Source organism: Stappia sp. ES.058, from assembly GCF_900105595.1.
Taxonomy (GTDB): domain Bacteria; phylum Pseudomonadota; class Alphaproteobacteria; order Rhizobiales; family Stappiaceae; genus Stappia.
This window is the reverse complement of record NZ_LT629784.1, coordinates 2,368,777-2,393,138: the sequence shown is the minus strand read 5'-3', so window position 1 is coordinate 2,393,138 and position 24,362 is coordinate 2,368,777. Positions and strand designations below refer to the sequence as shown.

Sequence of the window (24,362 nt, the reverse complement as noted above, 5' to 3'; positions counted from 1 at the left end):
CCCCGTTTCCCGTCATACCCGGAGCAAATAGATGATCCGCAACGACTTTCCAGCCTTTAACTTCAACCTCGGCGAGACCGCCGACATGCTGCGCGACAGCGTACGTTCGTTCTCGCAGGACAAGATCGCGCCGCTGGCCGAGCGCATCGACCGCGAGGACTGGTTTCCGCGCGCCGAACTGTGGACGGCGATGGGGGAGCTCGGCCTGCATGGCATCACGGTGGAAGAGGACTGGGGCGGCACCGGGCTCGGTTATCTGGAGCATTGCATCGCCATGGAAGAGGTGTCGCGGGCATCCGCCTCCATCGGGCTCTCCTATGGCGCGCATTCCAACCTGTGCGTCAATCAGCTTCGGCGCTGGGGCACGGATGCGCAGAAGTCCCGCTATCTGGAAAAGCTGATCACCGGAGAACACCTCGGCGCGCTTGCCATGTCCGAGCCGGGCGCGGGCTCCGACGTCGTCTCGATGAAGCTGCGCGCCGACAAGAAGGGCGATCGCTACATTCTCAATGGCTCGAAGATGTGGATCACCAACGGTCCCGACGCCGACACGCTGATCGTTTACGCCAAGACCGATCCGGACGCGGGGCCGAAGGGCATCACGGCGTTCCTGATCGAAAAAGGGTTTCCCGGATTTTCCGTTGCGCAAAAGCTCGACAAGCTCGGCATGCGCGGGTCGGAAACCGGCGAGCTGGTGTTTCAGGATTGTGAAGTGCCGGAAGAAAATGTGCTCGCCCAGGTCGGCAAGGGCGTCAACGTGCTGATGTCCGGCCTCGACTATGAGCGCGCGGTGCTCGCTGCCGGCGCCGTCGGCATCATGCAGGCAGCCATGGATGTGGTGATCCCCTACATTCATGAGCGCGAGCAGTTCGACCAGCCGATCGGCACGTTCCAGCTCGTGCAGGGCAAGGTTGCCGACATGTATGTCGCGATGAATTCCTCAAAGGCCTATGTCTACGCTGTTGCGCAGGCCTGCGACCGCGGCGAGACGACGCGCGAGGATGCCGCCGGCGCGATCCTCTATGCGGCCGAAACCGCGACGAAAATGGCGCTCGACGCGATCCAGCTGCTCGGCGGCAACGGGTACATCAACGAGTATCCGACAGGACGGCTGCTGCGCGACGCCAAGCTCTATGAGATCGGAGCCGGAACCTCGGAAATCCGCCGCATGCTGATCGGTCGCGAGATCTTCAACAAGACATCGTAGAGGACATTTGTGGGGAAATCAGATATCTGTAGTGCAAATTTAACAAATAACATCCATGGGTAGAATATTGCTACCTTTGGGTGTGTCATGTTCGAACGTGTTTTGCAGTCCGCCGTTGGCTTGTTCCTATGGGGCTTGTTCCTTTTCGCCGGCGCCGCGACGATCGTTTTCGCGATCTTCGACTTTCTGTCGGTCGCGCGGATGGCCGCCGTGTTGGACGCGCCGGGTCTCGTCGCTCCGGGAGGATTTCCCGCAACCGCTCGCACATATGGTGCGTTGGGAACCTCGATCCTCGTCGGGATCGTCATCAAGGCCGTCGTCAAGCTCGTCGTCGGTTTTGGCCTTCTTGGCGCAGGTGCATGGGGCTTGCGAGCCCGGCTTTGCACGGGACTGAGCGGGACGGCGGCCGCGCAGGAGCCATCCCCGATTCGCCGCTGGGCGACGATTTGCACATTCACCTTCGGCATCGGCGTGGCCGCGTACGGGCTTATGGGTCTTGTTCGGGCCTTTCCCGCAGCCGGCCCGCATGTCCTGGCCGGAATACGAATTCAAGGTACGGTCGAGGACCGACGTGTCGTCAGGGATCCCGAGACGGGAGAGGTGCGCTTTCATCTGTTGAGCGTCTTGTACTCGCCGAAGCAGCGCCGGCTGTGGTCTGCAACCCTCAAGGTCCCGTACTCAAGGGGACAAACGCTGAGCCACGGCGACGAGGTTGCGCTGGTTCATCCGATTTACGATCCGCAAGACGTTGTCCTCGCCGAGGAGATGCCCGGAGCGCTTGGTGTTCTATGGCCCTTCATCTGGCGTGGCCTGTTCATTTTCGTGGGTGTCCGCGGCATTCACCGCAACTGGCCGTCTCGGGATCAAGGCACGTCCATGCCACAAAACCCGGCGCCCCATGATCTGTCTGCAGCGGATCGCGGGCGACGCACGACGTTCGGACGGCGGGGGGCTTCCTGATCTGGTGTTGAGCGTCCGCGACCGGCATCTCGACGTGATGACCTGGCTGTCGGCACGGGGGCGGACCTACACGGTGACGAGTTCCGTCAAGGTGCACAATCTCTTTGGCCGGCTCTATATGCTGCCTGTCGCTATCGCCCACCGCGCGATTGTCGCGGCTGACCTCAGGCGGCTGAAAAAGATGACTTCGACCGGCTGAGGGAGCCGGCGGGATTGCTTTTTTGCACCGCCCGGCTTGAAGTCGGGCGTGCAAACAGCCATTCAAGAGACTTGAGGCAATCCAGGGACACTCCATGAGCCGCGTCAAGCGCCGACTGGCCGCGATCTTGTGCGCGGATGCCGTTCAGTACTCTCGGTTGATGGAAGCCGATGAGGACGGGACGTTCGACCGCCTGCGCGGCTATCGCGAGGCGATCGGCGGACTTGTTGCGGCGCGCGACGGGCGTATCGTCAACACCTGGGGCGATGCGGTAATCGTGGAGTTCGGATCGGTCACCGAAGCGGTGCGCGCAGCGGTCGAGATCCAGACGGAACTCGCCGGGCGCAACGATGCCCTGCCGCAAGCCGAGCGCATGGCCTTTCGCATCGGCATCAACCTTGGCGACGTCCTCGTGGAGGGCGGCGATATCTACGGTGAAGGCGTCAACATCGCGGCGCGTCTCCAGCAGATCGCCGAGCCGGGCGGCATTGTGATCTCGGCCCCCGTCTACGAACAGGTGCACGCAAGGCTGGCCCTTGGTTTCGATCCGCTCGGGTCACAAACCGTCAAGAACATCAGCGACCCGGTTCTAAGTTACCGGGTGCGGATCGGCGGCGCGAATGAGGGCCGCCATCCCAAGGGGCAAGGCGATTCTTTCGCGCAAGCCGGCGGGGAAGCGCGTCCGGGCGCCGACGCGCAGACGGAAACAGGCGACGTCGATCGCCCCGTCGCAGCGCTCGTCCACGGCATGAAGGACTGGTACTTCCAGCAGTCGGGCCGGGTGCGTTTCGCGGTTTGCTGGATAGCGTTCTTTTTCGCCATCAATGTGTTCACCGGGCTTGATTCTATCTGGTTCCAATGGCCCTCCCTGCCGTTCCTGGCGATGTTGCTGATGGGGGCGAAAGCGGGAAAACGTCGCTGACGATGGCGACCCGTCGGTGCCGTGGAAACCTTCTTGCGAGAACCCCTTTGCCGCGCGGGCGCGCATCGCCTAAGTATGGGGGTCGAGACAGGGCCTTTCCGGGCCGAATCCGTCTTCACAAGGAGCAGATCTTGCACATGACCAACAAGACGACCGATGTGCCGAGCCGCCTCGACGACGAGGAAGAGGAAAAGACCAAGACGCCGAGTTCCATTCAGGTCGACAAGCATCTGTTCGACGCGCGCACGGTGCTGATCACGGGACCGATCACGCAGGAACTGGCACGTGACGTCAGCGCGCGCCTGATGGCGCTGGCGCAGGTGTCGCACGACCCGATCACGGTGATCGTGTCCTCGCCCGGCGGCCACGTCGAATCCGGCGACATGATCCATGACACCATCAAGTTCATCGCGCCCGAGGTTCGCATCCTGGGCATGGGCTGGGTGGCGAGCGCGGGCGCGCTGATCTATGTCTCGGTGCCCAAGGAGCGTCGCTACTGCACGCCCAACACCCGCTTCCTGCTGCATCAACCGTCTGGCGGCGCCGGCGGTCAGGCCTCGGACATCGAGATCCAGGCGCGCGAGATTCTCAAGATGCGCGACCGGTTGAACAAGATCTTCGCCGATGCCACCGGCCAGCCGATGGAGCGGATCGAGAAGGACACCGACCGCGATTACTGGATGGGTCCGGACGAGGCCATCGAATACGGGCTTGTCGGCAAGGTCGCCGCGTCCGTTTCCGATCTCGACTGACACCTTTTCCGGGCGGGGGCTGTTTCGGTTCCCGCCCGAATCACGTCCGCCGACTTGTCTGCGCAATGGAGGTTCCCACGATGAAAACTCTGTCCCTCAACGGCATCGACATGCCAGCGCTCGGTCTCGGCACCTGGCCGCTCAGCGGTGCGCAGTGCCGCGATATCGTCCGCGCGGCGCTGGAGAGCGGCTGGGCCCATGTCGACACGGCGGCGATGTACGACAACGAGAAGGATGTCGGTGCCGGCCTGCGGGCTTCGGGACGTCCGCGCGACGGCTATTTCCTCACAACCAAGGTCTGGCACGACCAGCTCGATCCGGAGCGCATGATCAAATCCTGCGAGGACAGCCTCGACCGTCTCGGGCTTGAGCATGTCGATCTCTTCCTGATCCACTGGCCAAATTCCCATGTTCCGCTGAAGGAACAGATGGAGGCGCTTCTGGAGTTGCGCGCGCGCGGCTGGACGCGCGCCATCGGCGTGTCGAATTTCACGGCTGCGCTGGTGCGCCAGGCGCAGGATCTGGCTGGCGGGGCGCTGTCGCTCAACCAGGTGGAATACCACCCGCAGCTGTCCCAGAAGACGGTGCGCGCGGCGCTCGACGACGCGGGCATGGCGCTGACCGCCTATTCGCCGATCCAGAGAGGCGCTGTGCGCGAGCAGCAGGTCATTCGCGACATCGCCAAGCATCATGGCAAGTCCGAGGTTCAGGTCACATTGCGCTGGCTGGTACAGCAGGACAATGTCGCGGCGATCCCCAAGACCGGAAACCCGGCACGACTTGCCGAGAATGCGGCGATTTTCGACTTTGAGCTGAGCGAAGAGGAGATGGATGCGATCTTCGCGCTGGGCAGCGGAGACGGACGTCGGGTCGACCCGGATTTCGCGCCCGACTGGGACGACGAATAGGTCGTTTCGCATCAGCCGCGAACACGAGATCGCGAAGTGGTCTTTTTTCGGCTAAACTCTCTCCCTAGATAGCGTCAGGGCCTGCCCTTGTGGAAGTCACTTGGGCCGGTTCTCCCTGCGTGGCGTTTCGGTCGCGTGGGCGCGCGGGATCTTGTGCCGCGAGGCGGCAAAAAGCGGCTGCCCGGCGATCCGGGGGCGAAGGGGCATTTCATGACGATCAACACAACCGTGCTCGCCGCCGATGTCATGGAATGGCTCTATGGCGAAGCTGTCATGATCGGCGACAGTCTCGAGCTGATCGAGACGCTTGCCCAGCGCTTGCGCAAGAGCGGCGTGCTTGTCGACAGGATCACGACCTCGATCCCGCTGCTGCATCCCAACGTTCGTGCGGAAAGCGCGCTGTGGAGTGTGGATGGCGAGCGGGAAATGCGCCGCTATTTCGAATCTTCGGAAACCAACGAGGTCTATCTGGCCAGCCCGTTGAAGGTGGTTTTCACCGACAGGCGCAGCGTGCGCATCCGTCTGATCGGTGACGAGGAGCCGCCGCGTTTCGGGATCACCCAGGATCTGATCGAGGGCGGATACACCGACTACATTGTTCTGCCGATGCCGTTTTCCGACGGGTCTCTCAAGGGCGTGAGTTTCGCGACCCGCGGCAAGAACGGATTTTCCGGCGCCGAGATCGGGCTCCTCGAGGCGATCACGCGCCCGCTCGCCCTGATTTGCGAACTCCAGACCCTGAAACGCACATCGCGCACCCTGATGGAAACCTATGTCGGGCATCGCGCCGGCGAGCGCGTGCTGGAGGGGACTGTTCATCGCGGCGACGGCGAGACCATCTCGGCCGTCGTCGGTTTCGCGGACCTGCGCGGATTCACCGAACTGTCCAACGAGTTGCCCGGCGACAAGCTGATCGCGCTTCTCAATGCCTATTTCGAGGCGATCACAAGCGCAGTCGAGGCGCATGGCGGCGAGGTTTTGAAGTTCATCGGCGACGAGGTGATGACGGTCTTTCCCTATGACTGCCCGGAAAGCGCCATGGCGGCGTCGCGTCAGGCGCTGCTGGCCGCGCGCGATGCGGTGGAAAAAATCTCCGAAATCAACCGGACCTGCTGCGAGAAGTCGCAAGAACTGCGGGTGGGCATCGCGCTTCATGCCGGCGACGTGTTTTTTGGCAATGTCGGCGCCAAGACCCGGCTCGACTTCACCGTTGTCGGGCCGGTCGTCAATCTCGCCTCCAGGATCGCGGGGCTGACCCGGGACCTGAACCAGGACATTCTTGTCTCGGAGGCCATTGCCGACATCATGGGGTGCCGTGCCGGACTGATGGGCAGCTTTCAGGTGAAGGGGTTCGCCGATCCGGTGTCGGTCTTCATGGCGCCCTTGTCGGCCATCGGGTCCGATGGCGACTGGTGCGCGGAAACGGCGAGGGTTCTTGCCCTTGAGGCGAACTGACGCCGAGCCAGGACGAGAAGTACGAACAGCGTCGTCACGAAAAACACGCGTGCATCCGCGAACCAGCCCAGGTAACCGATGGAGAAGAAGAACGCCCGCTGGCCGCGGTTGAAATGGTTGCCGGCGAGCACCATCATGCCGCCTGCGCGTTGCGCAAAATCGGTGGCATGATCGGGAGGCGGATCGCCGTCCGGCATGGCGCCCATCATGATTGTTGCATAGTTGAAGAGCCGATAGGCCCAGCCGAACTTGAAGAAGGCATAGGCGTAGATCAGCGTCAGCCCGATCACCTTCAGTTCCCAGGTAGCGGGATTGCGCCCGTCCTCCAGCCCGAGATCCTGCATGATCCGAAAGACGGATTCGGTCGAGGTGAGGAGCGCAAAACAGCCGCCGATCGCCAGCAGCGACGTGGAGGCGAAGAAACCGGTGCCCTGCTGAAGCCCTCCGGCGACGGCAATGTCCATGATCTTCACCGGCCGGCGGCTCATCTCCATCATCCAGGCGATGCGATGCCGGTTCATCGCATGGGAAAGCGTGCGCTTGTGCAAGGCCGACAGTTCGATGATGGCATGAAAGCCCATCCAGCTTGCAAGGAACCAGGTGAGCGCTGCAAGGTCGAGGGGAGTGAGGATGTCCATCAGCGTTCCTGTGCCCGGATTGCGCGCGACGGCGCGCATCGCGAATACTGTGGCCCCGGGCTTCGGTGCGATCAAGTGACGCGTCGAACGGGCGGCGAAGCTTGCGCCGCCTCGCGATCCGGAAAAGCTGCGAATTTCATGACAAACAGGGGTGTTTCGTCCACAGGAGCCTGTGGGAGACGGATCTGTGGATCCGCCATGCATTACGCGCACGGCAGGCCGCTTATTTTTTCATCTTGCGAAAGCCTTTCCAAATCGTTAAATCCCCGTCGTCCGAACGCGGCGCGCTTTTGGCGCCGCCGGCACTCATTATGGGCTCAGGATCGGACGAGGGGTTTTCATGGACGAACATGTGCAGAAATCCTGCTGGGGCGTTGCGGCATGGGCCGTTATCCTGGCTGGTGGCGTTCTCGCCTTGATGGTCGTATTCGGCGGTGCCGACGTCGGTCCCGCCACAGTGGTGGCGGTTCAATAGACGCAGCGCGGTCATGCCGGCCGCGGGACGCCGAAATCGAAACAGGGGGTGCGGTATGGCCGCGCCCCTTTTTGTTTGTGCCGCGCACTTTTCGCCCGCCTGCATTCGCCGCCGTTTGTTTTGCGGCTTGAAAAACCGGCACGCAGGGCAAAGACTGCCCGAAAGACCGGAGAACCAGCAGGCAAGAGGGACACGATGGCGGGAGCGATGACCAGGGGCTACAAGCAGCTGATTGACGAGGCCAGTGCCGAGATCGAGACGTTGAGCGTTGAGGACGCCAAGGCCCTTCATGGAGACCCCGAGGTCGTTTTCGTCGACATTCGCGATATCCGGGAGTTGGGGCGGGAAGGGCGAATGCCCGGGGCCGTTCATGCCCCGCGCGGCATGCTGGAGTTCTGGGTCGATCCCGACAGCCCCTATCACAAGCCGGTGTTCGGCGAGGACAAGCGGTTCGTCTTCTTTTGTGCCGCCGGCTGGCGCTCGGCGCTCGCGACGAAGACGGTCCAGGACATGGGACTTGAGCGCGTTGCGCATATCGATGGCGGTTTCGGTGCCTGGAAAGCGCAAGGCGGGCCGGTCGATGACGCGGCGACAGACAAGGCGGGGTAGACTGCCTGTCAGCAGGCCGAGCACGGTTCGGCGGGGCGGCTTCGCGGACGCTGTCTGCCGTGGGACGAAGCGCGCTGGAAAACCATCTGTCGAAGCCGCTTTACACCCGATGGCGTGCTCGACAACAGTCCGCCGAAGCGCTCCGGCCCCATCCTGAAAACGATCAGTGTGACCGGGCCCAAGCCGGGCCAGTCTACCTCGGCCCCCCAGGTGGGGACCAGATCCGCCGTCTCGACGCCGGCCAGAACGACGGCGTCGGCGCGCGAGAGGCTGACGCCGGCGGACACCGGCCACTCGATCTGCGACAGGCCTGTCGGGATGCGCCAGAGCCGCAGAACCGCGCCCGCATCTATCAGGAGTTCGCGTTCATCGTCGGACATCGCGATGTGAACCAGCCGCTGCTCGAAATTCGTCGGAACGATCTCGATGCCGTTCGTGGAGCGTGAAAGCGTGGTTGTGTTGGCGACATTGTAGGGTTCGGGCGCCGGTCCCTCCGACACGGCCTGTCCGGACATCAGGACGAGGATGGCGAGGGCCGGCAACAAGGACTTCAACTGGAGTGAAATAAGCTGGATCATCTTGCTGTCGCGGGTCCCGGAATTCGGTCACACTAAACAGCACTGCGTTCGCGAAGGCGAATCATTTCCCGCAAGACATGGGCGTGATCTCCAATGAAGCTGATTGTCGGAAACAAGAACTATTCTTCATGGTCGATGCGCGCCTGGCTCGCGCTTGCCCTGACCGGCGCACCGTTCGAGGAAGAGCTTCTGGCGCTCGATACACCCGAGTTCTATGACCGGATCCAAAGGCTTTCGCCGGCCGGACGCGTGCCGGTTCTGATCGACGGGGATACGAGCGTGTGGGACACACTCTCGATCATCGAGTATCTTGCAGAGACCTTTCCCGAGGCCGGCCTGTGGCCTTCTGAGCGCCGCGCGAGGGCCCATGCGCGCTCGATCTGCGCCGAGTTCCACTCTGGTTTCCCCGACCTGCGCGGCCATTTTCCGATGAACTTGCGCCGAACGCCTGCGCCGCATCCGCGCGCTCCGGAGGCTGGCCGCGATATCGCCCGCATCCGCGAAATCTGGACGACCTGTCGTGGCGAAGCCGGCGATAGCGGGCCGTTCCTGTTCGGGCCGTTTTCGGCGGCAGACTGTTTTTTCGCGCCCGTCGTTACCCGGTTTCTCACCTATCAACTGGACATGGGAGAAACCGTGCGCGCCTACGCAGACGCGGTCATGACGCATCCGCTGATGCTCGACTGGCGCGCCGAGGCTGCCAAAGAGACGGCCATCGTGGAGGCTGATGAGGTTGAATAGTGTATTTAGTATCTGATTTTAAAAGATAAATCATAAGACATTGACTGGCACGTAAACGTCATTCAATGTCGCTTGCGAGTGGCATTTCGGCCGTGCGTATGCGGTCGACCAAGCGAACGAAAGGGGCGAACGGGTGGCGATCCTGCGCAGCAATTCCATTATTCAGGGTGCGGAGCTGGAGGCCAATCGCAGCGCCTGGGCAGCACTCGAACAGGACCTTGTGCAAAAGCGCGAGGCCGCCGCGCGCGGCGGCAACGAGCGGGCGCGCGAGCGGCATCTGTCCCGCGGCAAGCTTCTGCCGCGCGAGCGTGTCACGCGACTTCTCGATCCCGGTACGCCGTTTCTGGAGCTCGGCGCGCTTGCCGCGCAGGACATGTACGGCGATGCCATCCATGGCGCCGGGTTGATCACGGGCATCGGCCGTGTGTCTGGTCGCGACTGTGTGATTGTGTGCAACGATGCCACCATCAAGGGCGGCACCTACTACCCGATGACGGTGAAGAAGCATCTGCGCGCGCAGGAAGTGGCGATGGAAAACCGGCTTCCGTGCATTTATCTGGTCGATTCCGGCGGCGCCAACCTGCCGAACCAGACCGAGGTGTTTCCCGATCGCGACCACTTCGGCCGCATCTTCTACAATCAGGCCAACATGTCGGCGATGGGCATCCCGCAGATCGCCGTCGTCATGGGCTCCTGCACCGCAGGCGGCGCCTATGTGCCGGCGATGTCGGACGAAACCATCATCGTGCGTCGGCAGGGCACGATCTTTCTGGCCGGGCCGCCGCTGGTGAAGGCGGCAACGGGCGAAGAGGTGTCGGCGGAGGACCTTGGCGGCGCCGACGTGCATGCGCGCGTCTCGGGCGTGGCCGACCACTATGCGATCGACGACGATCAGGCGCTTGCCCAGGCGCGCCGGATCGTGGCCAATCTCAACACGGTCAAGACACCCGATGTGGCGCTCGAGCTGCCGCGCGATCCCGTGCTCGATCCGGGTGAGCTGGAAGGCGTCGTTCCGGTCGATCTGCGCAAGCAATACGACATTCGCGAGGTGATTGGCCGGATTGTCGACGGCTCGGAGTTCGACGAGTTCAAGGCGACCTATGGCACGACGCTGGTGACGGGCTTTGCCCGCATCATGGGCATGCCGGTCGGCATCGTCGCCAACAACGGCATTCTTTTCTCCGAGTCCGCGCTGAAGGGTGCGCATTTCGTTGAGTTGTGCTGCCAGCGCAATATACCGCTGCTCTTCTTGCAAAACATCACCGGCTTCATGGTCGGGCGCGAATACGAGGCGGGCGGGATCGCCAAGGACGGGGCCAAGCTGGTGACGGCGGTCGCAAGCGCCAAGGTGCCCAAGATCACGGTGATCGTCGGCGGATCCTATGGTGCGGGCAATTACGGCATGTGCGGGCGCGCCTACGGGCCGCGTTTCCTGTTCATGTGGCCGAATGCGCGGATCTCGGTGATGGGGGGCGAACAGGCGGCGAGCGTGCTGGCCACCGTCAAGCGCGACAACATCGAGGCCGACGGCGGGGCATGGAGCGCGGAGGAGGAGGTCGCGTTCAAGACGCCGATCCGCGAGAAATACGAGGCGGAAGGCCATCCTTACTATGCGACCGCGCGTTTGTGGGACGACGGCATCATCCTTCCGCAGGAAACCCGAAGGGTGCTCGGTCTCGCCTTTTCGGCAAGCCTGAATGCGCCGATCCCGGAGACGCGCTTCGGCATTTTCCGCATGTGACATGGCGGCTCGCCGCAGTCCGGCGGGCGCGTTCGAAGCCTGAAAGACAAGAGGATCTCCATGCTGGATTCGGTGCTGATCGCCAATCGCGGGGAAATTGCCTGCCGCATCATCAAGACCGCGCGCCGACTGGGACTGCGCACCATCGCCGTCTATTCGGAGGCCGACCGCAATGCACTGCATGTGCGCATGGCCGACGAAGCGGTGGCCATCGGGCCGTCGCCGAGTTCGGAAAGCTACCTGATCGGTGAGCGCATTCTGGAGGCCGCCCGACAGACGGGAGCCGCCGCCATTCACCCGGGCTACGGGTTTTTGTCGGAGAACGCGGCCTTCGCACAGGCGTGCCAGGACGCCGGGATTGTCTTTGTCGGCCCCTCCGCTGCCGCGATCCGTGCCATGGGTCTGAAAGACGGGGCGAAGGCCTTGATGGAAAAGGCCGGCGTGCCGGTCGTGCCGGGCTATCATGGTGATCGTCAGGAGCCGGAATTTCTCAAGCAGAAAGCCTATGAGATCGGCTATCCGGTGCTGATCAAGGCCGTGGCCGGCGGCGGCGGCAAGGGCATGCGCCGGGTCGACAAGGCGATCGAGTTCGAGGCGGCGCTCGCGTCCGCGCAGCGCGAGGCGCAGTCGGCCTTTGGCGATCCGCGCGTCCTGATCGAGAAGTTCGTGCTCAATCCGCGCCACGTGGAAATCCAGGTGTTCGGCGACGGCAAGGGCCATGCGGTGCACCTGTTCGAGCGTGATTGTTCCGCACAGCGGCGCCACCAGAAAGTGATGGAGGAGGCACCGGCGCCCGGCATGGGCGACGAGACGCGCGCGGCAATGGGCGATGCCGCTGTCGCGGCCGCCAAAGCCGTGAATTATTCCGGCGCCGGCACCATCGAGTTCATCGCCGATGGCTCGGGCGCGCTCAGGCCCGACGGCTTCTGGTTCATGGAGATGAACACGAGGCTTCAGGTGGAGCATCCGGTGACGGAGATGGTGACCGGGCAGGACCTGGTCGAATGGCAGTTGCGTGTCGCCTCTGGCGAGGGATTGCCGCTGTCGCAGGACGACATCCGGCTCGAAGGCCATGCGGTCGAGGTCAGGCTTTATGCCGAGGACCCCGACAGCGGGTTCCTGCCCTCGACCGGCACGCTCGACCTCCTGATGCTGCCCGAGGGCGAGGGAATTCGCATCGACAGCGGCGTCGAGGCCGGCGGCGAGATCTCGCCCTTCTACGATCCGATGATTGCGAAAATCATCGCCTACGCACCGACGCGCGAGGCGGCGCTCGACAATCTCGCCCATCAGTTTGGCGTTTCCTGGATTGCTGGGCCGAAGAACAATCTCGCGTTTCTCGCCGCACTCGTCGATCACCCGGAAGTGCGCGCCGGCGGCTTCGACACCGGGCTGATCGACCGCGATCTCGAGATGCTGACGCAAGGAGCGGTCTCGCAAGGCACTGTTTCGCTGGCGGTTGCGGCCCTTCTTGAGGGACACGACAGGAGCGGCCCCGTGCAGGACACCGGCTGGCTGGACCCGTTCTCGATGCGCGACGCGTTTCAGCTTTCCGGTCCGCGCTCCGTCGGCGTGCGGGTCGAGGTCGATGGCGAGGCGCATGACATTCAGGTGGCATGGCGCGATGGCCGCGCGGTTCCGCTGGGTGATGCAGACGCCGACGAGAGCACCGGCATCGTAAGCTGGGCGGGAGGAGCCGTCTATGCGCTTGAGGGCGGGCGTGCGGTCAAGGTCGCGCTCATCGATCAACTGGCCCGCGTTGCAGACGAGGCCGAAGGGCTGGCTGCAATCAAGGCGCCGATGCACGGCAAGGTGATTGCCGTCGACGTTGCGGCAGGCGACACGGTCGCGAAGGGCGACCGGCTGGCCGTCGTGGAGGCGATGAAGATGGAACACGCCGTCGTCGCCCCGCGTGACGGCACCGTTGAAACCGTCTTCGTGGAAGAGGGCGGCCAGGTCGACCAGGGCGCCCCGATCGTTTCGCTGGTCGAGGAATAGGCGCGGGCGCGGTCGTTCGGTGCCGGCGTCAGCCGGCGACTGGCGTGTGGGCCTTGACGAGGTCTTCGGGCGTGGTCTGTCGCGGCACCCAGCCAAGCAGCTTGGCAGCGCCGTCGCTCGACGCCCGCTGCGACAAGGCGTACCCGGCGGCGATGTCGAGTTCGGCGCTGATGTGCGCCGGCGTCTCGGCATGCTCCAGATCGAGCCTGAGGCCGATGCCGTCGGAGACAAGGCGCATCAGTGTGGAAACGGGCACCGCATCCACCCCGCAACCGACAAGGCTGAGGCGGTAGCGTCGCGCCTCGATCGCACGCACGTAGAGATCCGCCAGGTCTTCATCCGAGACAAGCGGCCAGAGCGTCTCCAGCCCGGCGCGGGTCTGGAAGGCGTGGCCGGTTTCCGCTGCGCATCGCATGTCGGCGATGGGGCCGCCGTCGCGCCCGCACACGAGGGCGGGGTGGATGACGGACAACGCCAGATGGCGTATGGGAAGCAGTGAGCGGATCGCATTGGCTACATGGGCGAAGGCGGGAAGCGGGTGAAACGGCGTGTTCTCACGTAACGGGATGACGGGGCTTGCCGGATAGAGCCAGATCCCGCCGGTGTAGACCACGCTGAAGGGGTGGGGGCGATCGGCGGGAAGCGCCTTCAGAGCCGCGACCAGGCGGCGCTCGACAACGACAGCCTGCGCATCGAAGGTCGCGGCCGTGTGCACCAGCGTGTCGCAGCGCGCGGCCTCCTCCAGCCAGCCGCGAGGGTCGCGAAGATCGCCGGAGACCGCTTGCGCGCCCGCGGCCCTCAGGCGCGCGCCGCTTTCGGGAGAGCGCGCCAGCGCCTTCACGCTGTGGCCGCGTTCCAGCAAGAGCGCGAGCACTGCGCGTCCGATGGTTCCGGTTCCGCCTGTGAGAAAGACCTGCATGAGTCATAAAAAGCGCCGTCCAACCGATTCGCGCAAGCTTTCGCGCCGGGTGCGACCTGTCGACAGGGTGTGTATTGCAGGGATGGGGGGCATTCCGGCGCTTTGATCCCGCGCCAAGCGCTCTATAAGGAGAGGCATGACCCTGAATTTGCTGAAACTGTGCGTGGGCGTGGAGTCTATCGAGCACCTGCAATCCTGGATCGACTTCCGCCGGGAGGAGCGGCGCGCGCGTGGCGAGACGCCCGAGCAATGCCATACCACGCGGATGGTTCCCACCCGTCGTGACGAGTTGCTCGACGGCGGGTCCCTCTATTGGGTGATCAAGGGCGCGATCCAGGTGCGCCAGCGGCTCGTCGATATCCGCCCGTTCACCGATGCCGCCGGCATCAAGCGCTGCGATCTGGTGCTCGAGCCGGTTCTGCACCCTACGCGGCCGCATCCGCGCCGCCCGTTCCAGGGCTGGCGCTACCTCAAGGCGGAGGATGCCCCGGCCGACCTGACCCGGCTCGACGGAAGCGGCGATATTCCCGAGGCGATGCGCCGCGAACTGGTGGAGCTATGTCTGATCTGACGGCCCACATCCTAGATCAGGATGCCCGCGGCTTCGACCAGGCCATGTTGTCGATGAGGCGCGTGTCGCCCAGCCGCGCTGCGGCAAGCAGGCGCATTTCGGCTGTGGCATCGTCGACGGGGGCGAGCGTTTCCGCTGACCGCAGCTCCAGATAATCGACCTCGAACCCATCCTCTTTCAGGCGGCGAATGCCGTCGGCCAGCGCCTCCGGCACATGCGTGCCGTCGTCGAGCGCTTTCAGGATGTCGCGCAGGACGACGGGCAGAAGCGCGGCCTTGTGCCGATCCTGCGGCGAGAGATAGCGGTTGCGCGACGACATCGCCAGACCGTCGCCCTCGCGCACTGTCGGGGCGCCGGCGATCTCCACCGGCATGTTCAGGTCGCGCACGAACTGCCGGATCACGCAAAGCTGCTGATAGTCCTTCTCGCCGAAGATGGCGAGATCAGGCAGTGCCGCAAGCAGAAGCTTGGTGACGACAAGCGCGACACCATTGAAGAAATGCGGACGCGTGGCGCTTTCCAGATCGCGCGCGGGGCCGCCAACGGTGACCCCTGTCGCAAAGCCCTTCGGATACATCTCGCCGACGGTCGGGAGGAACACGGCATCGATGCCAAGCTCTGCCAGTTTGGCGATATCGGCTTCATGGTCGCGCGGATAGGCATCGAAATCCTCGTTCGGCGCGAATTGGGTCGGGTTCACGAAGATCGAGGCCATAACGAAGTCCGCGCGTTCCTGAGCGGAGCGGACCAGCGAGAGGTGCCCGTCGTGCAATGCGCCCATCGTCGGAACCAGGGCGATACGGCGACCGTCACGCCGTGCGATCTCGACCTCCTTGCGCAGGGCTGCGATGGTCTCGAAAATGCGGGGGCGTGTCATTTGCGCAAGGCTCCGTCGGACAAAAGGCGGCCGGATCCCGCCAACGGCGTGCCAAACGGTCGCCACGCCTTGGCATTTTCCGGTGTGAAGGCCATATCGCACTGTGCGGGCAATTGCCACGGTTTGAAACGGGCGGAAGGAGGCGCGGATGACAAGCAAGCGCGATATCGACCTCAACAACAAGACGACCTCCCCGGTCGAGCGGCCGTCCTCAGGCTCCGAGATCGCGAGTTTCCTGAACGAAGCCAAGGCAACGACGACGGTGGCGCGGGCCGGGCGACTGGTGATCGCGCTCGATGCGACGATGAGCCGCCAGCCGACGTGGGACCGCGCCTGTGCCATTCAGGGCGAGATGTTTACCGCAGCCGGTGCGGTCGGGCATCTGGCGATGCAGCTCGTGTATTTTCGCGGCTTTGGCGAGTGTGCCGCCTCCAAATGGGTTCAGGATGCAGAGGCGCTCGCTCGGCTGATGACGCGCATCGACTGTCGCGGCGGCCAGACGCAGATCCGCAAGGTCCTGCGTCATGCCATCGCCGAGACCAAACGCAAGAAGGTTCAGGCGCTGGTCTATATCGGCGATTGCGTCGAAGAGGATGTCGACGGCCTGTGCGCGCGTGCCGGAGAACTGGGCCTGTTGGGCGTTCCCGCCTTCATTTTTCAGGACGGACGCGATGCCCATGCCGAAGCAGCCTTTCGCGAGATCGCGCGGCTGACGGGCGGCGCTCACTTCCGACTGGACGAGGGGGCAGCGGACGAGCTTGCCGCGCTGCTCAAGGCGGCGGCGGTCTTTGCGGCCGGCGGACGTGCGGAACTGGAGAAGTTGACCAAGGGCGGGGATGCGGGTGCTCGCCGCCTTCTGGCGCATCTGCGTTGACGACGGCCCGGCGGGGTCAAAGGTCCCCTCGCACTGCCTTGCATCCCCCGCTATATGGAATGCGAGAACTGCACATGCTGACCATCGGCACCGGGAGATGACATGGGATATCTGCTGCTTGGCGTGGCGGCGCTGGGACTGTTGCTCGCGTTCAGCAATTCGATTGCCGCAGCCGATCCGGCACGTCTTGCCCGGCAACTCAAGACGGCCGGCGGTATCGCGCTTCTTGTCGCGGCGGTTGTTCTGTTGCTGATCAAGCGATTCGACCTTGCCTTTTTCGCGGGCATGGCCGGCTTGTCGCTTCTGGGATTGCGGAATGCGAAGGGCTTTCGAAGTGCCGGGAGCAGCGGTTCCGCCGCCGGTGCCGGGCAGACATCCGTCGTGCGCTCGGCCTATCTGGAGATGACGCTCGATCACGAGACCGGCGACATGGATGGCGAGGTGCTCGCCGGCGCGTTCGAGGGGCGCCGGCTCGACGGGCTTGCCCCCTCGGAGCTGGAGGCGTTTTATCGCGAGGTTGCGGGCGATCCGGACAGCCGGGCCCTATTCGAAGCTTATCTCGACCGCCGGCAGCCCGGATGGCGCGTAGACTTCGAGGCGGATGCCACAGCGGGGCAGGGACCCGCGCCGGGCACGGGCGCCATGACCGAGGAGGAGGCCCACCAGGTTCTGGGGCTTTCGCACGGCGCCAGCAAGGCGGAAATCCGGTCGGCGCATCGCCGACTTATGAAGCGCGTTCATCCCGACCACGGGGGGAGCGGCTTTCTCGCTGCGAAACTCAACGAGGCTAAGGACCTGCTTCTCAATCGTCATTGAACTCACCAATACGCGTGACAGATGATCTTGGTGTCGCCGACGCGGTCTACTGATAGACCGCGTAGCAGTTGAACTTGTTCCGCTTGAGGGTCTTGCACGTATCCCATGCCGCGGTCTTGGTCTTGAAGCCGACAAATCGGGCCCGGTAAAGGGTCGTGCCATTGGCGTCCACCGGCTCGGTGTGGGGCGCGTAGCCGCGCAGGGCCGGCCCGGTTCGTCCCTGGGCCTTCTTGAGCATGGCGATTGCGCCGTCCTCGGATTCGGCTGCCGCGATCTGGATCTGCCAGCCCGGCTCGGGATCGGCGGTGTTGTTCGCGGCCACGGTCACCGACGCATCGGCCGGCGCTCTTGGAAGCGTTGCCCCCCCACTGCCCGCACTCGCAACCTTGATTGCCTGCGTGCGAACGGCCCGGATCACCGGCTCGGAGCGTGCCGGAGCGCGCGGCGCAGCCGCCGGCGGTAGCGGGACGCTGGTGCTTGCAAATGCCAGGCTCTTGCGGCGCAGGGCCGCCTTGAGACCGGGCTTTTGCGGCACGGGAACGATGGACCCGGTGACGATGTCGCCATGGGCGAGCTGGGTTGCCGCGATGATCGGCTTGGCATCGGGAATCTCGGCAACTGCAAGCGGCTTGATGTCGGGAACCGGAATGTTCCGCAATTCCGCATAGCGCGGGATCGCGGAAACGCCGCGTGCAACCAGCATCGGGGCGGTGCGTTTGCCGCGCGAGGCCTTGGGCAGGTAGCTGGCGATGAGCTTCTTCATCTGGGCGTTGCGCGAGGCGCCCGTGCGCCCGCCCATGACAACGGCGACAATGTGCCGGTTGCTGCGCTTGACCGACGTCACAAGGTTGAAGCCGGAGGCACGGATGTAGCCGGTCTTGATCCCGTCGACGCCCTTCACGCGGCCCAGCAGGCGGTTGTGATTGCCATAGCGACGGCCCTTGTATTTGTAGAGGCGCGTGCTGAAGTATTTGTAGTACTTAGGGAAACGCTCCTGAACCGCGCGGCCGAGAAGCGCCATGTCGCGGGCGGTCGTAACCTGCTTGCCGTTGGGCAGACCCGACGGGTTGCGGAATGTCGTCGACTTCATGCCGATCTGGCGTGCGCGCTGCGTCATGCGGCGCCCGAAGGCCGAAACGGAGCCGGAGATGTTTTCCGCCACGACAACGGCGACATCGTTTGCCGATTTCGTCACCAGCGCCAGGATCGCGTCCTTGGCACGGATGGTGCTGCCGGGCTTCAGGCCCAGCTTGGACGGCGGCCGGCTGGCGGCGTACTTCGAGACCTTCAGCCGGGTCTGCAGCGACATGCGACCGGCTTCCATTTCCTCAAACAGCATATAGAGCGTCATGATCTTGGTCAGGGACGCCGGATAGCGTTTGGTATCCGCCTTGTAGCTGTAGAGGGTCTTGCCGGTCTTGGCGTCAACCACGATACCGGAATATTTGGAATTCGCGCTCGCCGTTGCCGGCGTCACTACCAGGCACCCGACCGCAATCGATGCAATCAAAGAACCGCGAAATCCGCTTGCCAGGACGCGCGCGGCGCGTCGCACACCTTTACTCAGCACAATGTCACCCCATTCGGGCCAGGTGTTTCGTTTGCGGCGCTATCGCCACTTCCGGTCGTGCCGGATGCGGCGATGACCCTCGCCGAGAACAGGAACCTAGCGCAAACAGGGTTACGAATGTGCAAACGAGATCGTTTGCGAAATCCGGTTTCCGTGTTGTTCAGCCGGTTTGTTCCCGCCATGTCGTTTCCTCAGATTCGCAAATGGCAGTTAATGCGCCGTTACTGCCTGGCAATCCGATTCATCAAACGGCATGCCAGGTCGCGACCTGTGGACGGGCCGCGAACGGGGCGCATGCTAGCGACGCCGGCCCTTGAATACGACCGGGAAACCCCGTAGGTCAAAGGGATATGTTGCACTGCAAAATGGATCATTGACAGAAATTGTGCAGTGCATATATACCCTAGATGCAATCAGAAAGTCGGCGTCGACCCCACGGTATCGAACCCGGCTTCGCTTACGTAAGCCGGGTATCCGTGCTGCGGTCCTCCGACCCACTCACGCGAATGAGGGTAACATGATCAACAATCTCGACGATATGCAGAAGCTCAGCAAGGACAACATGGACGTGATGATGCAGAGCATCGGCGCCATGACCAAGGGCATGCAGGCGATCGCGGCCGAGGTGGCCGATTACCAGAAGAAGTCCTTCGAAGAGAGCACTGCGGCTGTGGAGAAGCTTGTCGCTTCCAAGTCGCTGGACAAGGCGTTCGAAGCCCAGAGCGATTTCATGAAGACGGCCTACGAAGGCTTCGTCGGTGAAGTCACCAAGATCGGGGACATGTACTCCGAACTGGCGAAAGACACCTACAAGCCCTACGAAGGCGTCATTTCCAAGGTCGCCAAGTAAGCTCTTCGTCTTTCAGCGACGAGCGCGGCGGGGTTTTGACCCCGCCCTTTGAAGCCCGGCAAAAGCCGGGCTTTTTTCGTCGGGGTCCATCCCTCTCGGTGATTTGTCCCGCGTTTCAATGGGGCGGGCTCTCCCTGGACCTGCTTATCGGCGACCAGCAGATCCGGCGCCTCATTGGGCGCCTTCCAAGCCCGTCGAAGTCTCTCTGCCAGGACAGATCGAAACGCACCGTAAGCCATCTTCGCCAGCTTCTTGGCTGATCGTCCGCTTCAAGCGTTTTTGACCGGAAAAGCCCGGGCACGCTCGTGGCGCCGCGAGCTACGCCGGTCCACGGCTGAGCCGCGCATGGAAATCGATTGCAGCGATCGCTCACTCCGTGCCGCATTGTTGCCGCGGCCGACGTCTGTTGTGGCTTGCGGCACCATCATGTCAGCCTCGCTTACGGCACCATACCTTCAGCTATCAAAACCGAGGAAACCGACAATCTCGTCGAGAACGGTCTTCGGTGCTTCCAGATGGGGCCAGTGCCCGACGCCCTCGATCCGCACGACACGCGAGGACGCGACAAGACCGCTTCGCGCGGCCTCAAACCCGTCGCGCCGGACCTTCGGCTCGTCTGAGCCGTAGATCAGCAAGCTTGGAACCGACGGCAGTGTCGCGCGTCCCGCAATCGTGCCCAGCCGTCGCCGGTAAAAATCGACCGACGCGCGCGAGCGTTCAGGCGGGCGGAGATCGTCGATCACGGCCTCGACGTGTTGCGAATTGGCGGTCCAGCTTGGGCTCCACATCTTGTAGAGCCGGCGAACCTCCGAGAAGTCTTTGCGTCGCAGCCACCAGTCGGACACCGGGCCAAGCCCGAGATACAGGTTGTGCGGGCGGGACAGTCGTTCTTTCCATCCGCTTGTCGCGGTGGCCGGTGGCGGGACTGAAAGCGCCACGATGGCGGCAAGTCGATCCGGCGCATGTAGTGCCAGTTCGTAGGCCGTCGAGGCACCCCAATCATGACCAAGAATCGTGCAGTCTTGCAGATCGAGATGGTCGAGCAAGGAAAGAACGTCCTCGGCAAGATAGGTGACTTCGTAGCGTCCGTCAGTCGGGATGCCGGACGGGGCGTAGCCTCGGAGCGCCATCCGGATGACGCGGTAACCCGCCTCGACAAGAGCCCGGGAGGCGGCATCCCACGTTCGCCAGGTATCGGGAAAGCCGTGAAGGGCCACGATCGCTGGTCCACGCCCCTGGTCCAGACAAGCCAGGGTGACGTTTCCCGTACCAATCGTTGTGAATGCCATCATAACTGCCTTGTTACGGCCGCGAACCAAGAAGATCAGCAAGGGCTCGACCCGGTTCTGCGCGTTCAAAATCATCTTGTGCGGGCGGTGCATCCTGGAAACCTGCAGGTGAATGCTTGGTCGCACGCACTCCGGAGGACCTTACCCTGCTGTTTCAGGCGTGCTCATGCAGCCGGTGCCGGTCGACTGCACGCATGGCCCTTCCGGCTCTCGCGATGACGGACGGGATTGTTGCGGACGAAAAAGATCATACATACTGTCGGTGACATTGATCGTCGCCAATTGATCGTCACCGGTGAGGTTTCGGTGGCTGGGCGGGCGTCGTCGTTGCGGCGCATACAGCGGGGGACGTGAAAAGTGCCTTTCTTTGTGATCCCGGGGTTGGTGAATGCGCAACCTGCGCTAGGATAATCATGAGTGGTGTGTGGCCTGTCCCAGTATGAAAGCCTCGCCGCCGGCTGTTAGCGGATCGTCACGATATCCGGGGCCTGGCGCGCTTTCAACGGAGCGGACAATCCGGGCGAACCACGCAGAACGCGCATCCTGGCAACAGCAGGTCCGTTGCAAAAGGCTATGGAGCAGGAATGACGAAGGGACCTCAACGCGGGGACGGGGACGATGCAGGCGGTCTGGTCGTCACCAAGACACGTACGGTAGCGAAGCGACCGAACTTGTACCGCGTTCTTTTGCTGAACGATGACTACACACCGATGGAATTCGTCGTGCATGTCGTGGAGCGGTTCTTCCAGAAGAATCGCGAGGAGGCGACACGCATCATGTTGCACGTTCATCACCACGGGGTGGGGGAGTGCGGGGTGTTCACCTACGAAGTGGCCGAGACCAAGGTTACACAGGTGATGGACTTTGCCCGCAAACACCAGCATCCTCTTCAGTGTGTGATGGAAAAGAAATAGGGGTCGCCAGTGCCTTCATTCTCCCGAAGCCTTGAAAAGGCGCTGCATCAAGCGCTTTCCTTCGCAAACGAGCGGCAGCAGGAATACGCGACTCTCGAACATCTCTTGCTGGCCCTGGTCGACGACCAGGACTCGGCAGCGGTGATGCGTGCCTGTAACGTCGACCTGGATACGCTGAAACGCAATCTCGTCGACTACATCGATTCCGAACTCGAAAACCTCGTGATCGACGGCGACGACGACAGCAAGCCGACGGCCGGTTTCCAGCGCGTGATCCAGCGCGCGGTGATCCATGTCCAGTCGTCGGGGCGCGAGGAGGTGACCGGTGCGAACGTTCTGGTCGCGATCTTCGCCGAGCGCGAGAGCCACGCGGCGTATTTCCTGCAGGAACAGGACATGACCCGCTACGACGCAGTGAACTACATTTCGCATGGTATCGCCAAGCGTGCCGGCATGTCGGAGGCGCGCCCCGTCACCGGTGCCGACGAGGACGCCGCTGCCGCCGAGGAGGTGGGCGAAAAGCCGAAACAGAAGACCGATGCGCTCGAAGCCTATTGCGTCAATCTCAACGAGAAGGCGAAGGCCGGACGCATCGACCCGCTGATCGGGCGCGATGCGGAGATTTCGCGCACCATCCAGATCCTGTGCCGCCGGTCGAAGAACAACCCGCTCTTTGTGGGCGATCCGGGCGTCGGCAAGACCGCCATCGCGGAAGGGCTGGCAAAGCGGATCGTCGACAAGGACGTTCCCGACGTCCTGATGGATGCAACCATCTTCTCCCTCGACATGGGTGCGCTGTTGGCCGGAACCCGTTACCGCGGCGATTTCGAGGAACGCCTCAAGCAGGTCGTGAAGGAGATCGAGGAGTATCCCGGTGCGGTGATGTTCATCGACGAGATCCATACGGTGATCGGTGCGGGGGCAACTTCGGGCGGGGCGATGGACGCCTCCAATCTGCTCAAGCCGGCGCTTGCCTCCGGCACGATCCGCTGCGTTGGCTCGACCACCTACAAGGAATACCGCCAGTTCTTCGAGAAGGATCGGGCGCTGCTGCGCCGGTTCCAGAAGATCGACGTCAACGAGCCGACGATTTCGGACGCGGTGGAGATCCTGAAAGGTCTGAAGCCCTATTTCGAGACCTTCCACAAGGTCCGCTACACCAATGATGCGATCAAGACGGCGGTCGAGCTTTCGGCCCGTTACATCAACGACCGCAAGCTGCCGGACAAGGCCATCGACGTGATCGATGAATCCGGCGCGTCGCTGAAGCTCCTGCCGGAGGGCCGTCGTCGCAAGACCATCGGCGTGAAGGAGATCGAGACGACCGTCGCCTCGATGGCGCGGATCCCGCCGAAGTCCGTCTCCAAGTCGGACGAGGAGGTTCTGTCCAACCTCAATGCGACGCTGTCACGCGTCGTCTACGGGCAGGACGATGCCATCGAGACGCTGTCCTCGGCGATCAAGCTGTCGCGCGCCGGGTTGCGCGAGCCGGACAAGCCGATCGGCAACTACCTCTTCTCCGGCCCGACGGGCGTGGGCAAGACGGAGGTCGCGCGTCAGCTGGCAAGCTCGCTGGGTGTTGAGCTGTTGCGCTTCGACATGTCGGAGTACATGGAGCGCCACACGGTGTCGCGCCTCATCGGCGCGCCTCCGGGCTATGTCGGTTTCGATCAGGGCGGTCTGCTGACCGACGGCGTCGACCAGCATCCGCATTGCGTGCTCCTGCTCGACGAGATCGAGAAGGCCCATCCGGACCTCTTCAACATCCTGTTGCAGGTCATGGATCACGGCAAGCTCACCGATCACAACGGCAAGCAGGTCGATTTCCGCAATGTCATCCTGATCATGACGACGAACGCGGGCGCGTCCGACATGGCGAAGGAGCCGATCGGCTTCAACCGGGTCAAGCGTCAGGGCGAGGACCAGGAGGCGATCAACCGCCTGTTCTCGCCGGAATTCCGAAACCGCCTCGATGCGGTGATCGCCTTCGGCAATCTGCCGACCGAGGTGGTGCACCGGATCGTCGAGAAGTTCGTCATGCAGCTGGAGGCGCAACTCGCCGACCGCGGCGTCACATTCGAACTCACCGAGGAGGCGATCTCCTGGCTTGCAGACAAGGGCTATGACGACCGCATGGGCGCCCGCCCGCTCGCCCGCGTGATCCAGGAGCATATCAAGCGGCCGCTCGCCGACGAGGTGCTCTTCGGCAAGCTGCGCAAGGGTGGTACGGTCAAGGTCTCTGTCTCCGAAGATGCTGCCGGGCTTCTGCTTGAAAGCGTTGAGGACACGCTGGTCAAGCCGAAGACCGAAAAGCCCAAGGCGGCGAAGCCCAAGCGCCGTCGCAAGCCCGCAGCCAAGAAGACAGAGGCGTCGTCCGGTCCGACACGCAAGGGCGAGGGGCCGGGCAAGAAGAGCCTGATCCCGAAGGTTCCGCTGGCGGACTGATCTCTCCGACGACCGGGCATCCGGTCCTTGCAACGACATCGTGAAACGGCACCC

General features: G+C 63.3%; 24 protein-coding genes. 17 read left to right on the top strand and 7 right to left on the bottom strand.

Translation table 11 applies throughout. The annotated features are described in order from the left end of the window. Nucleotides 1–31 precede the first annotated feature (31 nt). The 7 genes from BLU32_RS11030 to BLU32_RS11000 all read left to right on the top strand — a co-directional run bounded on the left by BLU32_RS11030 (nt 32) and on the right by BLU32_RS11000 (nt 6,403). A complete protein-coding gene (locus BLU32_RS11030; RefSeq protein ID WP_093806964.1) occupies nt 32–1,207 on the top strand; it encodes an isovaleryl-CoA dehydrogenase in 1,176 nt (391 codons plus the stop codon). Nucleotides 1,208–1,294: 87 nt separating this feature from the next. After that, nucleotides 1,295–2,167, top strand: a complete 873-nt coding sequence (locus BLU32_RS11025) for a hypothetical protein (protein ID WP_093806962.1) — start codon at nt 1,295–1,297, stop codon at nt 2,165–2,167. A 7-nt stretch (nt 2,168–2,174) separates the two neighbouring features. Then, nucleotides 2,175–2,366 (top strand): DUF2867 domain-containing protein, encoded by a 192-nt coding sequence (locus BLU32_RS11020; protein ID WP_244501685.1) that lies wholly within the window; start codon nt 2,175–2,177, stop codon nt 2,364–2,366. 94 nt (nt 2,367–2,460) lie between these two features. Then, on the top strand, nt 2,461–3,288 hold the full coding sequence (locus BLU32_RS11015; protein ID WP_093806958.1) for an adenylate/guanylate cyclase domain-containing protein: 828 nt from the start codon (nt 2,461–2,463) through the stop codon (nt 3,286–3,288). A 137-nt stretch (nt 3,289–3,425) separates the two neighbouring features. Further along, the gene (locus BLU32_RS11010; RefSeq protein WP_029057531.1) at nt 3,426–4,040 is read left to right on the top strand and encodes an ATP-dependent Clp protease proteolytic subunit; all 615 of its coding nucleotides are present in this window, start codon (nt 3,426–3,428) and stop codon (nt 4,038–4,040) included. Nucleotides 4,041–4,120: 80 nt separating this feature from the next. Continuing rightward, a complete protein-coding gene (locus BLU32_RS11005) occupies nt 4,121–4,948 on the top strand; it encodes an aldo/keto reductase (protein WP_093806956.1) in 828 nt (275 codons plus the stop codon). Nucleotides 4,949–5,158: 210 nt separating this feature from the next. Next, complete coding sequence (locus tag BLU32_RS11000) at nt 5,159–6,403, top strand: adenylate/guanylate cyclase domain-containing protein (protein ID WP_157727632.1); 1,245 nt, start codon at nt 5,159–5,161, stop codon at nt 6,401–6,403. Here the strand turns inward: BLU32_RS11000 and BLU32_RS10995 are convergent. Together BLU32_RS10995 and BLU32_RS21805 are read right to left on the bottom strand one after the other, a co-directional pair. Continuing rightward, nucleotides 6,286–7,041 carry a DUF599 domain-containing protein gene (locus BLU32_RS10995; protein WP_093810892.1) on the bottom strand — a complete coding sequence of 252 codons (756 nt, stop codon included), beginning with the start codon at nt 7,039–7,041 and terminating at the stop codon, nt 6,286–6,288. The two genes, BLU32_RS11000 and BLU32_RS10995, sit on opposite strands and share 118 nt — an antisense overlap. A 223-nt stretch (nt 7,042–7,264) precedes the next feature. Next, nucleotides 7,265–7,531: a hypothetical protein gene (locus BLU32_RS21805; RefSeq protein WP_157727631.1), complete on the bottom strand. Its 267-nt coding sequence runs from the start codon at nt 7,529–7,531 to the stop codon at nt 7,265–7,267. Nucleotides 7,532–7,711: 180 nt separating this feature from the next. Here BLU32_RS21805 and BLU32_RS10990 point away from each other — a divergent pair, with 180 nt between their 5' ends. Next, the gene (locus tag BLU32_RS10990; RefSeq protein ID WP_197673591.1) at nt 7,712–8,125 is read left to right on the top strand and encodes a rhodanese-like domain-containing protein; all 414 of its coding nucleotides are present in this window, start codon (nt 7,712–7,714) and stop codon (nt 8,123–8,125) included. A gap of 8 nt (nt 8,126–8,133) precedes the next feature. On the opposite strand, the gene BLU32_RS10985 is transcribed toward BLU32_RS10990, so the two are convergent. Beyond that, nucleotides 8,134–8,703, bottom strand: coding sequence for a hypothetical protein (locus BLU32_RS10985; RefSeq protein WP_093806954.1), 570 nt, complete (start codon nt 8,701–8,703; stop codon nt 8,134–8,136). 93 nt (nt 8,704–8,796) lie between these two features. On the opposite strand from BLU32_RS10985, the gene BLU32_RS10980 reads away from it, so the two are divergent. The 3 genes from BLU32_RS10980 to BLU32_RS10970 all read left to right on the top strand — a co-directional run bounded on the left by BLU32_RS10980 (nt 8,797) and on the right by BLU32_RS10970 (nt 13,183). Continuing rightward, nucleotides 8,797–9,444 (top strand): glutathione S-transferase family protein, encoded by a 648-nt coding sequence (locus BLU32_RS10980; protein WP_093806952.1) that lies wholly within the window; start codon nt 8,797–8,799, stop codon nt 9,442–9,444. A 133-nt stretch (nt 9,445–9,577) separates the two neighbouring features. Then, a complete protein-coding gene (locus tag BLU32_RS10975; RefSeq protein WP_093806950.1) occupies nt 9,578–11,185 on the top strand; it encodes a carboxyl transferase domain-containing protein in 1,608 nt (535 codons plus the stop codon). 60 nt (nt 11,186–11,245) lie between these two features. Next, entirely contained in the window at nt 11,246–13,183 is a 1,938-nt protein-coding gene (locus BLU32_RS10970) for an acetyl/propionyl/methylcrotonyl-CoA carboxylase subunit alpha (RefSeq protein ID WP_093806948.1), read from the top strand. Nucleotides 13,184–13,211: 28 nt separating this feature from the next. Here the strand turns inward: BLU32_RS10970 and BLU32_RS10965 are convergent, their stop codons facing one another. Next, nucleotides 13,212–14,102 carry an NAD-dependent epimerase/dehydratase family protein gene (locus BLU32_RS10965; RefSeq protein ID WP_093806946.1) on the bottom strand — a complete coding sequence of 297 codons (891 nt, stop codon included), beginning with the start codon at nt 14,100–14,102 and terminating at the stop codon, nt 13,212–13,214. Between the two features lie 136 nt (nt 14,103–14,238). On the opposite strand from BLU32_RS10965, the gene BLU32_RS10960 reads away from it, so the two are divergent. Continuing rightward, a complete protein-coding gene (locus BLU32_RS10960) occupies nt 14,239–14,673 on the top strand; it encodes a DUF1489 family protein (protein ID WP_093806944.1) in 435 nt (144 codons plus the stop codon). 16 nt (nt 14,674–14,689) lie between these two features. On the opposite strand, the gene panC is transcribed toward BLU32_RS10960, so the two are convergent. Continuing rightward, nucleotides 14,690–15,550, bottom strand: a complete 861-nt coding sequence (gene panC / locus BLU32_RS10955; RefSeq protein WP_093810888.1) for a pantoate--beta-alanine ligase — start codon at nt 15,548–15,550, stop codon at nt 14,690–14,692. Nucleotides 15,551–15,698: 148 nt separating this feature from the next. Here panC and BLU32_RS10950 point away from each other — a divergent pair, with 148 nt between their 5' ends. Together BLU32_RS10950 and BLU32_RS10945 are read left to right on the top strand one after the other, a co-directional pair. Further along, nucleotides 15,699–16,424 carry a hypothetical protein gene (locus tag BLU32_RS10950; protein ID WP_093806942.1) on the top strand — a complete coding sequence of 242 codons (726 nt, stop codon included), beginning with the start codon at nt 15,699–15,701 and terminating at the stop codon, nt 16,422–16,424. A gap of 102 nt (nt 16,425–16,526) precedes the next feature. Beyond that, nucleotides 16,527–17,240 carry a DnaJ domain-containing protein gene (locus BLU32_RS10945; protein ID WP_093806940.1) on the top strand — a complete coding sequence of 238 codons (714 nt, stop codon included), beginning with the start codon at nt 16,527–16,529 and terminating at the stop codon, nt 17,238–17,240. 46 nt (nt 17,241–17,286) lie between these two features. On the opposite strand, the gene BLU32_RS10940 is transcribed toward BLU32_RS10945, so the two are convergent. Further along, the gene (locus BLU32_RS10940; RefSeq protein ID WP_244501684.1) at nt 17,287–18,717 is read right to left on the bottom strand and encodes a D-alanyl-D-alanine carboxypeptidase; all 1,431 of its coding nucleotides are present in this window, start codon (nt 18,715–18,717) and stop codon (nt 17,287–17,289) included. Between the two features lie 610 nt (nt 18,718–19,327). Between BLU32_RS10940 and BLU32_RS10935 the strand changes: the two genes are divergently transcribed. After that, nucleotides 19,328–19,660, top strand: a complete 333-nt coding sequence (locus tag BLU32_RS10935) for a phasin family protein (RefSeq protein ID WP_093806936.1) — start codon at nt 19,328–19,330, stop codon at nt 19,658–19,660. 455 nt (nt 19,661–20,115) lie between these two features. On the opposite strand, the gene BLU32_RS10930 is transcribed toward BLU32_RS10935, so the two are convergent. Further along, a complete protein-coding gene (locus BLU32_RS10930; RefSeq protein WP_157727630.1) occupies nt 20,116–20,952 on the bottom strand; it encodes an alpha/beta fold hydrolase in 837 nt (278 codons plus the stop codon). Nucleotides 20,953–21,533: 581 nt separating this feature from the next. Here BLU32_RS10930 and clpS point away from each other — a divergent pair. Continuing rightward, the gene (gene clpS / locus BLU32_RS10925; protein WP_029057516.1) at nt 21,534–21,863 is read left to right on the top strand and encodes an ATP-dependent Clp protease adapter ClpS; all 330 of its coding nucleotides are present in this window, start codon (nt 21,534–21,536) and stop codon (nt 21,861–21,863) included. Between the two features lie 9 nt (nt 21,864–21,872). Beyond that, a complete protein-coding gene (gene clpA, locus BLU32_RS10920) occupies nt 21,873–24,308 on the top strand; it encodes an ATP-dependent Clp protease ATP-binding subunit ClpA (protein ID WP_093806932.1) in 2,436 nt (811 codons plus the stop codon). Nucleotides 24,309–24,362 lie beyond the last annotated feature (54 nt).

Bases quoted from the DNA above. Each gene is read 5' to 3' on its own strand.
- BLU32_RS10930 (WP_157727630.1), bottom strand. From the start codon at position 20,952: ATGATGGCATTCACAACGATTGGTACGGGAAACGTCACCCTGGCTTGT.
- BLU32_RS11005 (WP_093806956.1), top strand. From the start codon at position 4,121: ATGAAAACTCTGTCCCTCAACGGCATCGACATGCCAGCGCTCGGTCTC.
- clpS (WP_029057516.1), top strand. From the start codon at position 21,534: ATGACGAAGGGACCTCAACGCGGGGACGGGGACGATGCAGGCGGTCTG.
- BLU32_RS11025 (WP_093806962.1), top strand. From the start codon at position 1,295: ATGTTCGAACGTGTTTTGCAGTCCGCCGTTGGCTTGTTCCTATGGGGC.
- BLU32_RS11030 (WP_093806964.1), top strand. From the start codon at position 32: ATGATCCGCAACGACTTTCCAGCCTTTAACTTCAACCTCGGCGAGACC.
- BLU32_RS10965 (WP_093806946.1), bottom strand. From the start codon at position 14,102: ATGCAGGTCTTTCTCACAGGCGGAACCGGAACCATCGGACGCGCAGTG.
- BLU32_RS10970 (WP_093806948.1), top strand. From the start codon at position 11,246: ATGCTGGATTCGGTGCTGATCGCCAATCGCGGGGAAATTGCCTGCCGC.
- BLU32_RS10950 (WP_093806942.1), top strand. From the start codon at position 15,699: ATGACAAGCAAGCGCGATATCGACCTCAACAACAAGACGACCTCCCCG.
- BLU32_RS10980 (WP_093806952.1), top strand. From the start codon at position 8,797: ATGAAGCTGATTGTCGGAAACAAGAACTATTCTTCATGGTCGATGCGC.
- BLU32_RS11015 (WP_093806958.1), top strand. From the start codon at position 2,461: ATGAGCCGCGTCAAGCGCCGACTGGCCGCGATCTTGTGCGCGGATGCC.
- BLU32_RS11010 (WP_029057531.1), top strand. From the start codon at position 3,426: ATGACCAACAAGACGACCGATGTGCCGAGCCGCCTCGACGACGAGGAA.
- BLU32_RS21805 (WP_157727631.1), bottom strand. From the start codon at position 7,531: ATGACCGCGCTGCGTCTATTGAACCGCCACCACTGTGGCGGGACCGAC.
- BLU32_RS10985 (WP_093806954.1), bottom strand. From the start codon at position 8,703: ATGATCCAGCTTATTTCACTCCAGTTGAAGTCCTTGTTGCCGGCCCTC.
- BLU32_RS10990 (WP_197673591.1), top strand. From the start codon at position 7,712: ATGGCGGGAGCGATGACCAGGGGCTACAAGCAGCTGATTGACGAGGCC.
- panC (WP_093810888.1), bottom strand. From the start codon at position 15,550: ATGACACGCCCCCGCATTTTCGAGACCATCGCAGCCCTGCGCAAGGAG.
- BLU32_RS10995 (WP_093810892.1), bottom strand. From the start codon at position 7,041: ATGGACATCCTCACTCCCCTCGACCTTGCAGCGCTCACCTGGTTCCTT.
- BLU32_RS11000 (WP_157727632.1), top strand. From the start codon at position 5,159: ATGACGATCAACACAACCGTGCTCGCCGCCGATGTCATGGAATGGCTC.
- BLU32_RS10935 (WP_093806936.1), top strand. From the start codon at position 19,328: ATGATCAACAATCTCGACGATATGCAGAAGCTCAGCAAGGACAACATG.
- BLU32_RS10960 (WP_093806944.1), top strand. From the start codon at position 14,239: ATGACCCTGAATTTGCTGAAACTGTGCGTGGGCGTGGAGTCTATCGAG.
- BLU32_RS10945 (WP_093806940.1), top strand. From the start codon at position 16,527: ATGGGATATCTGCTGCTTGGCGTGGCGGCGCTGGGACTGTTGCTCGCG.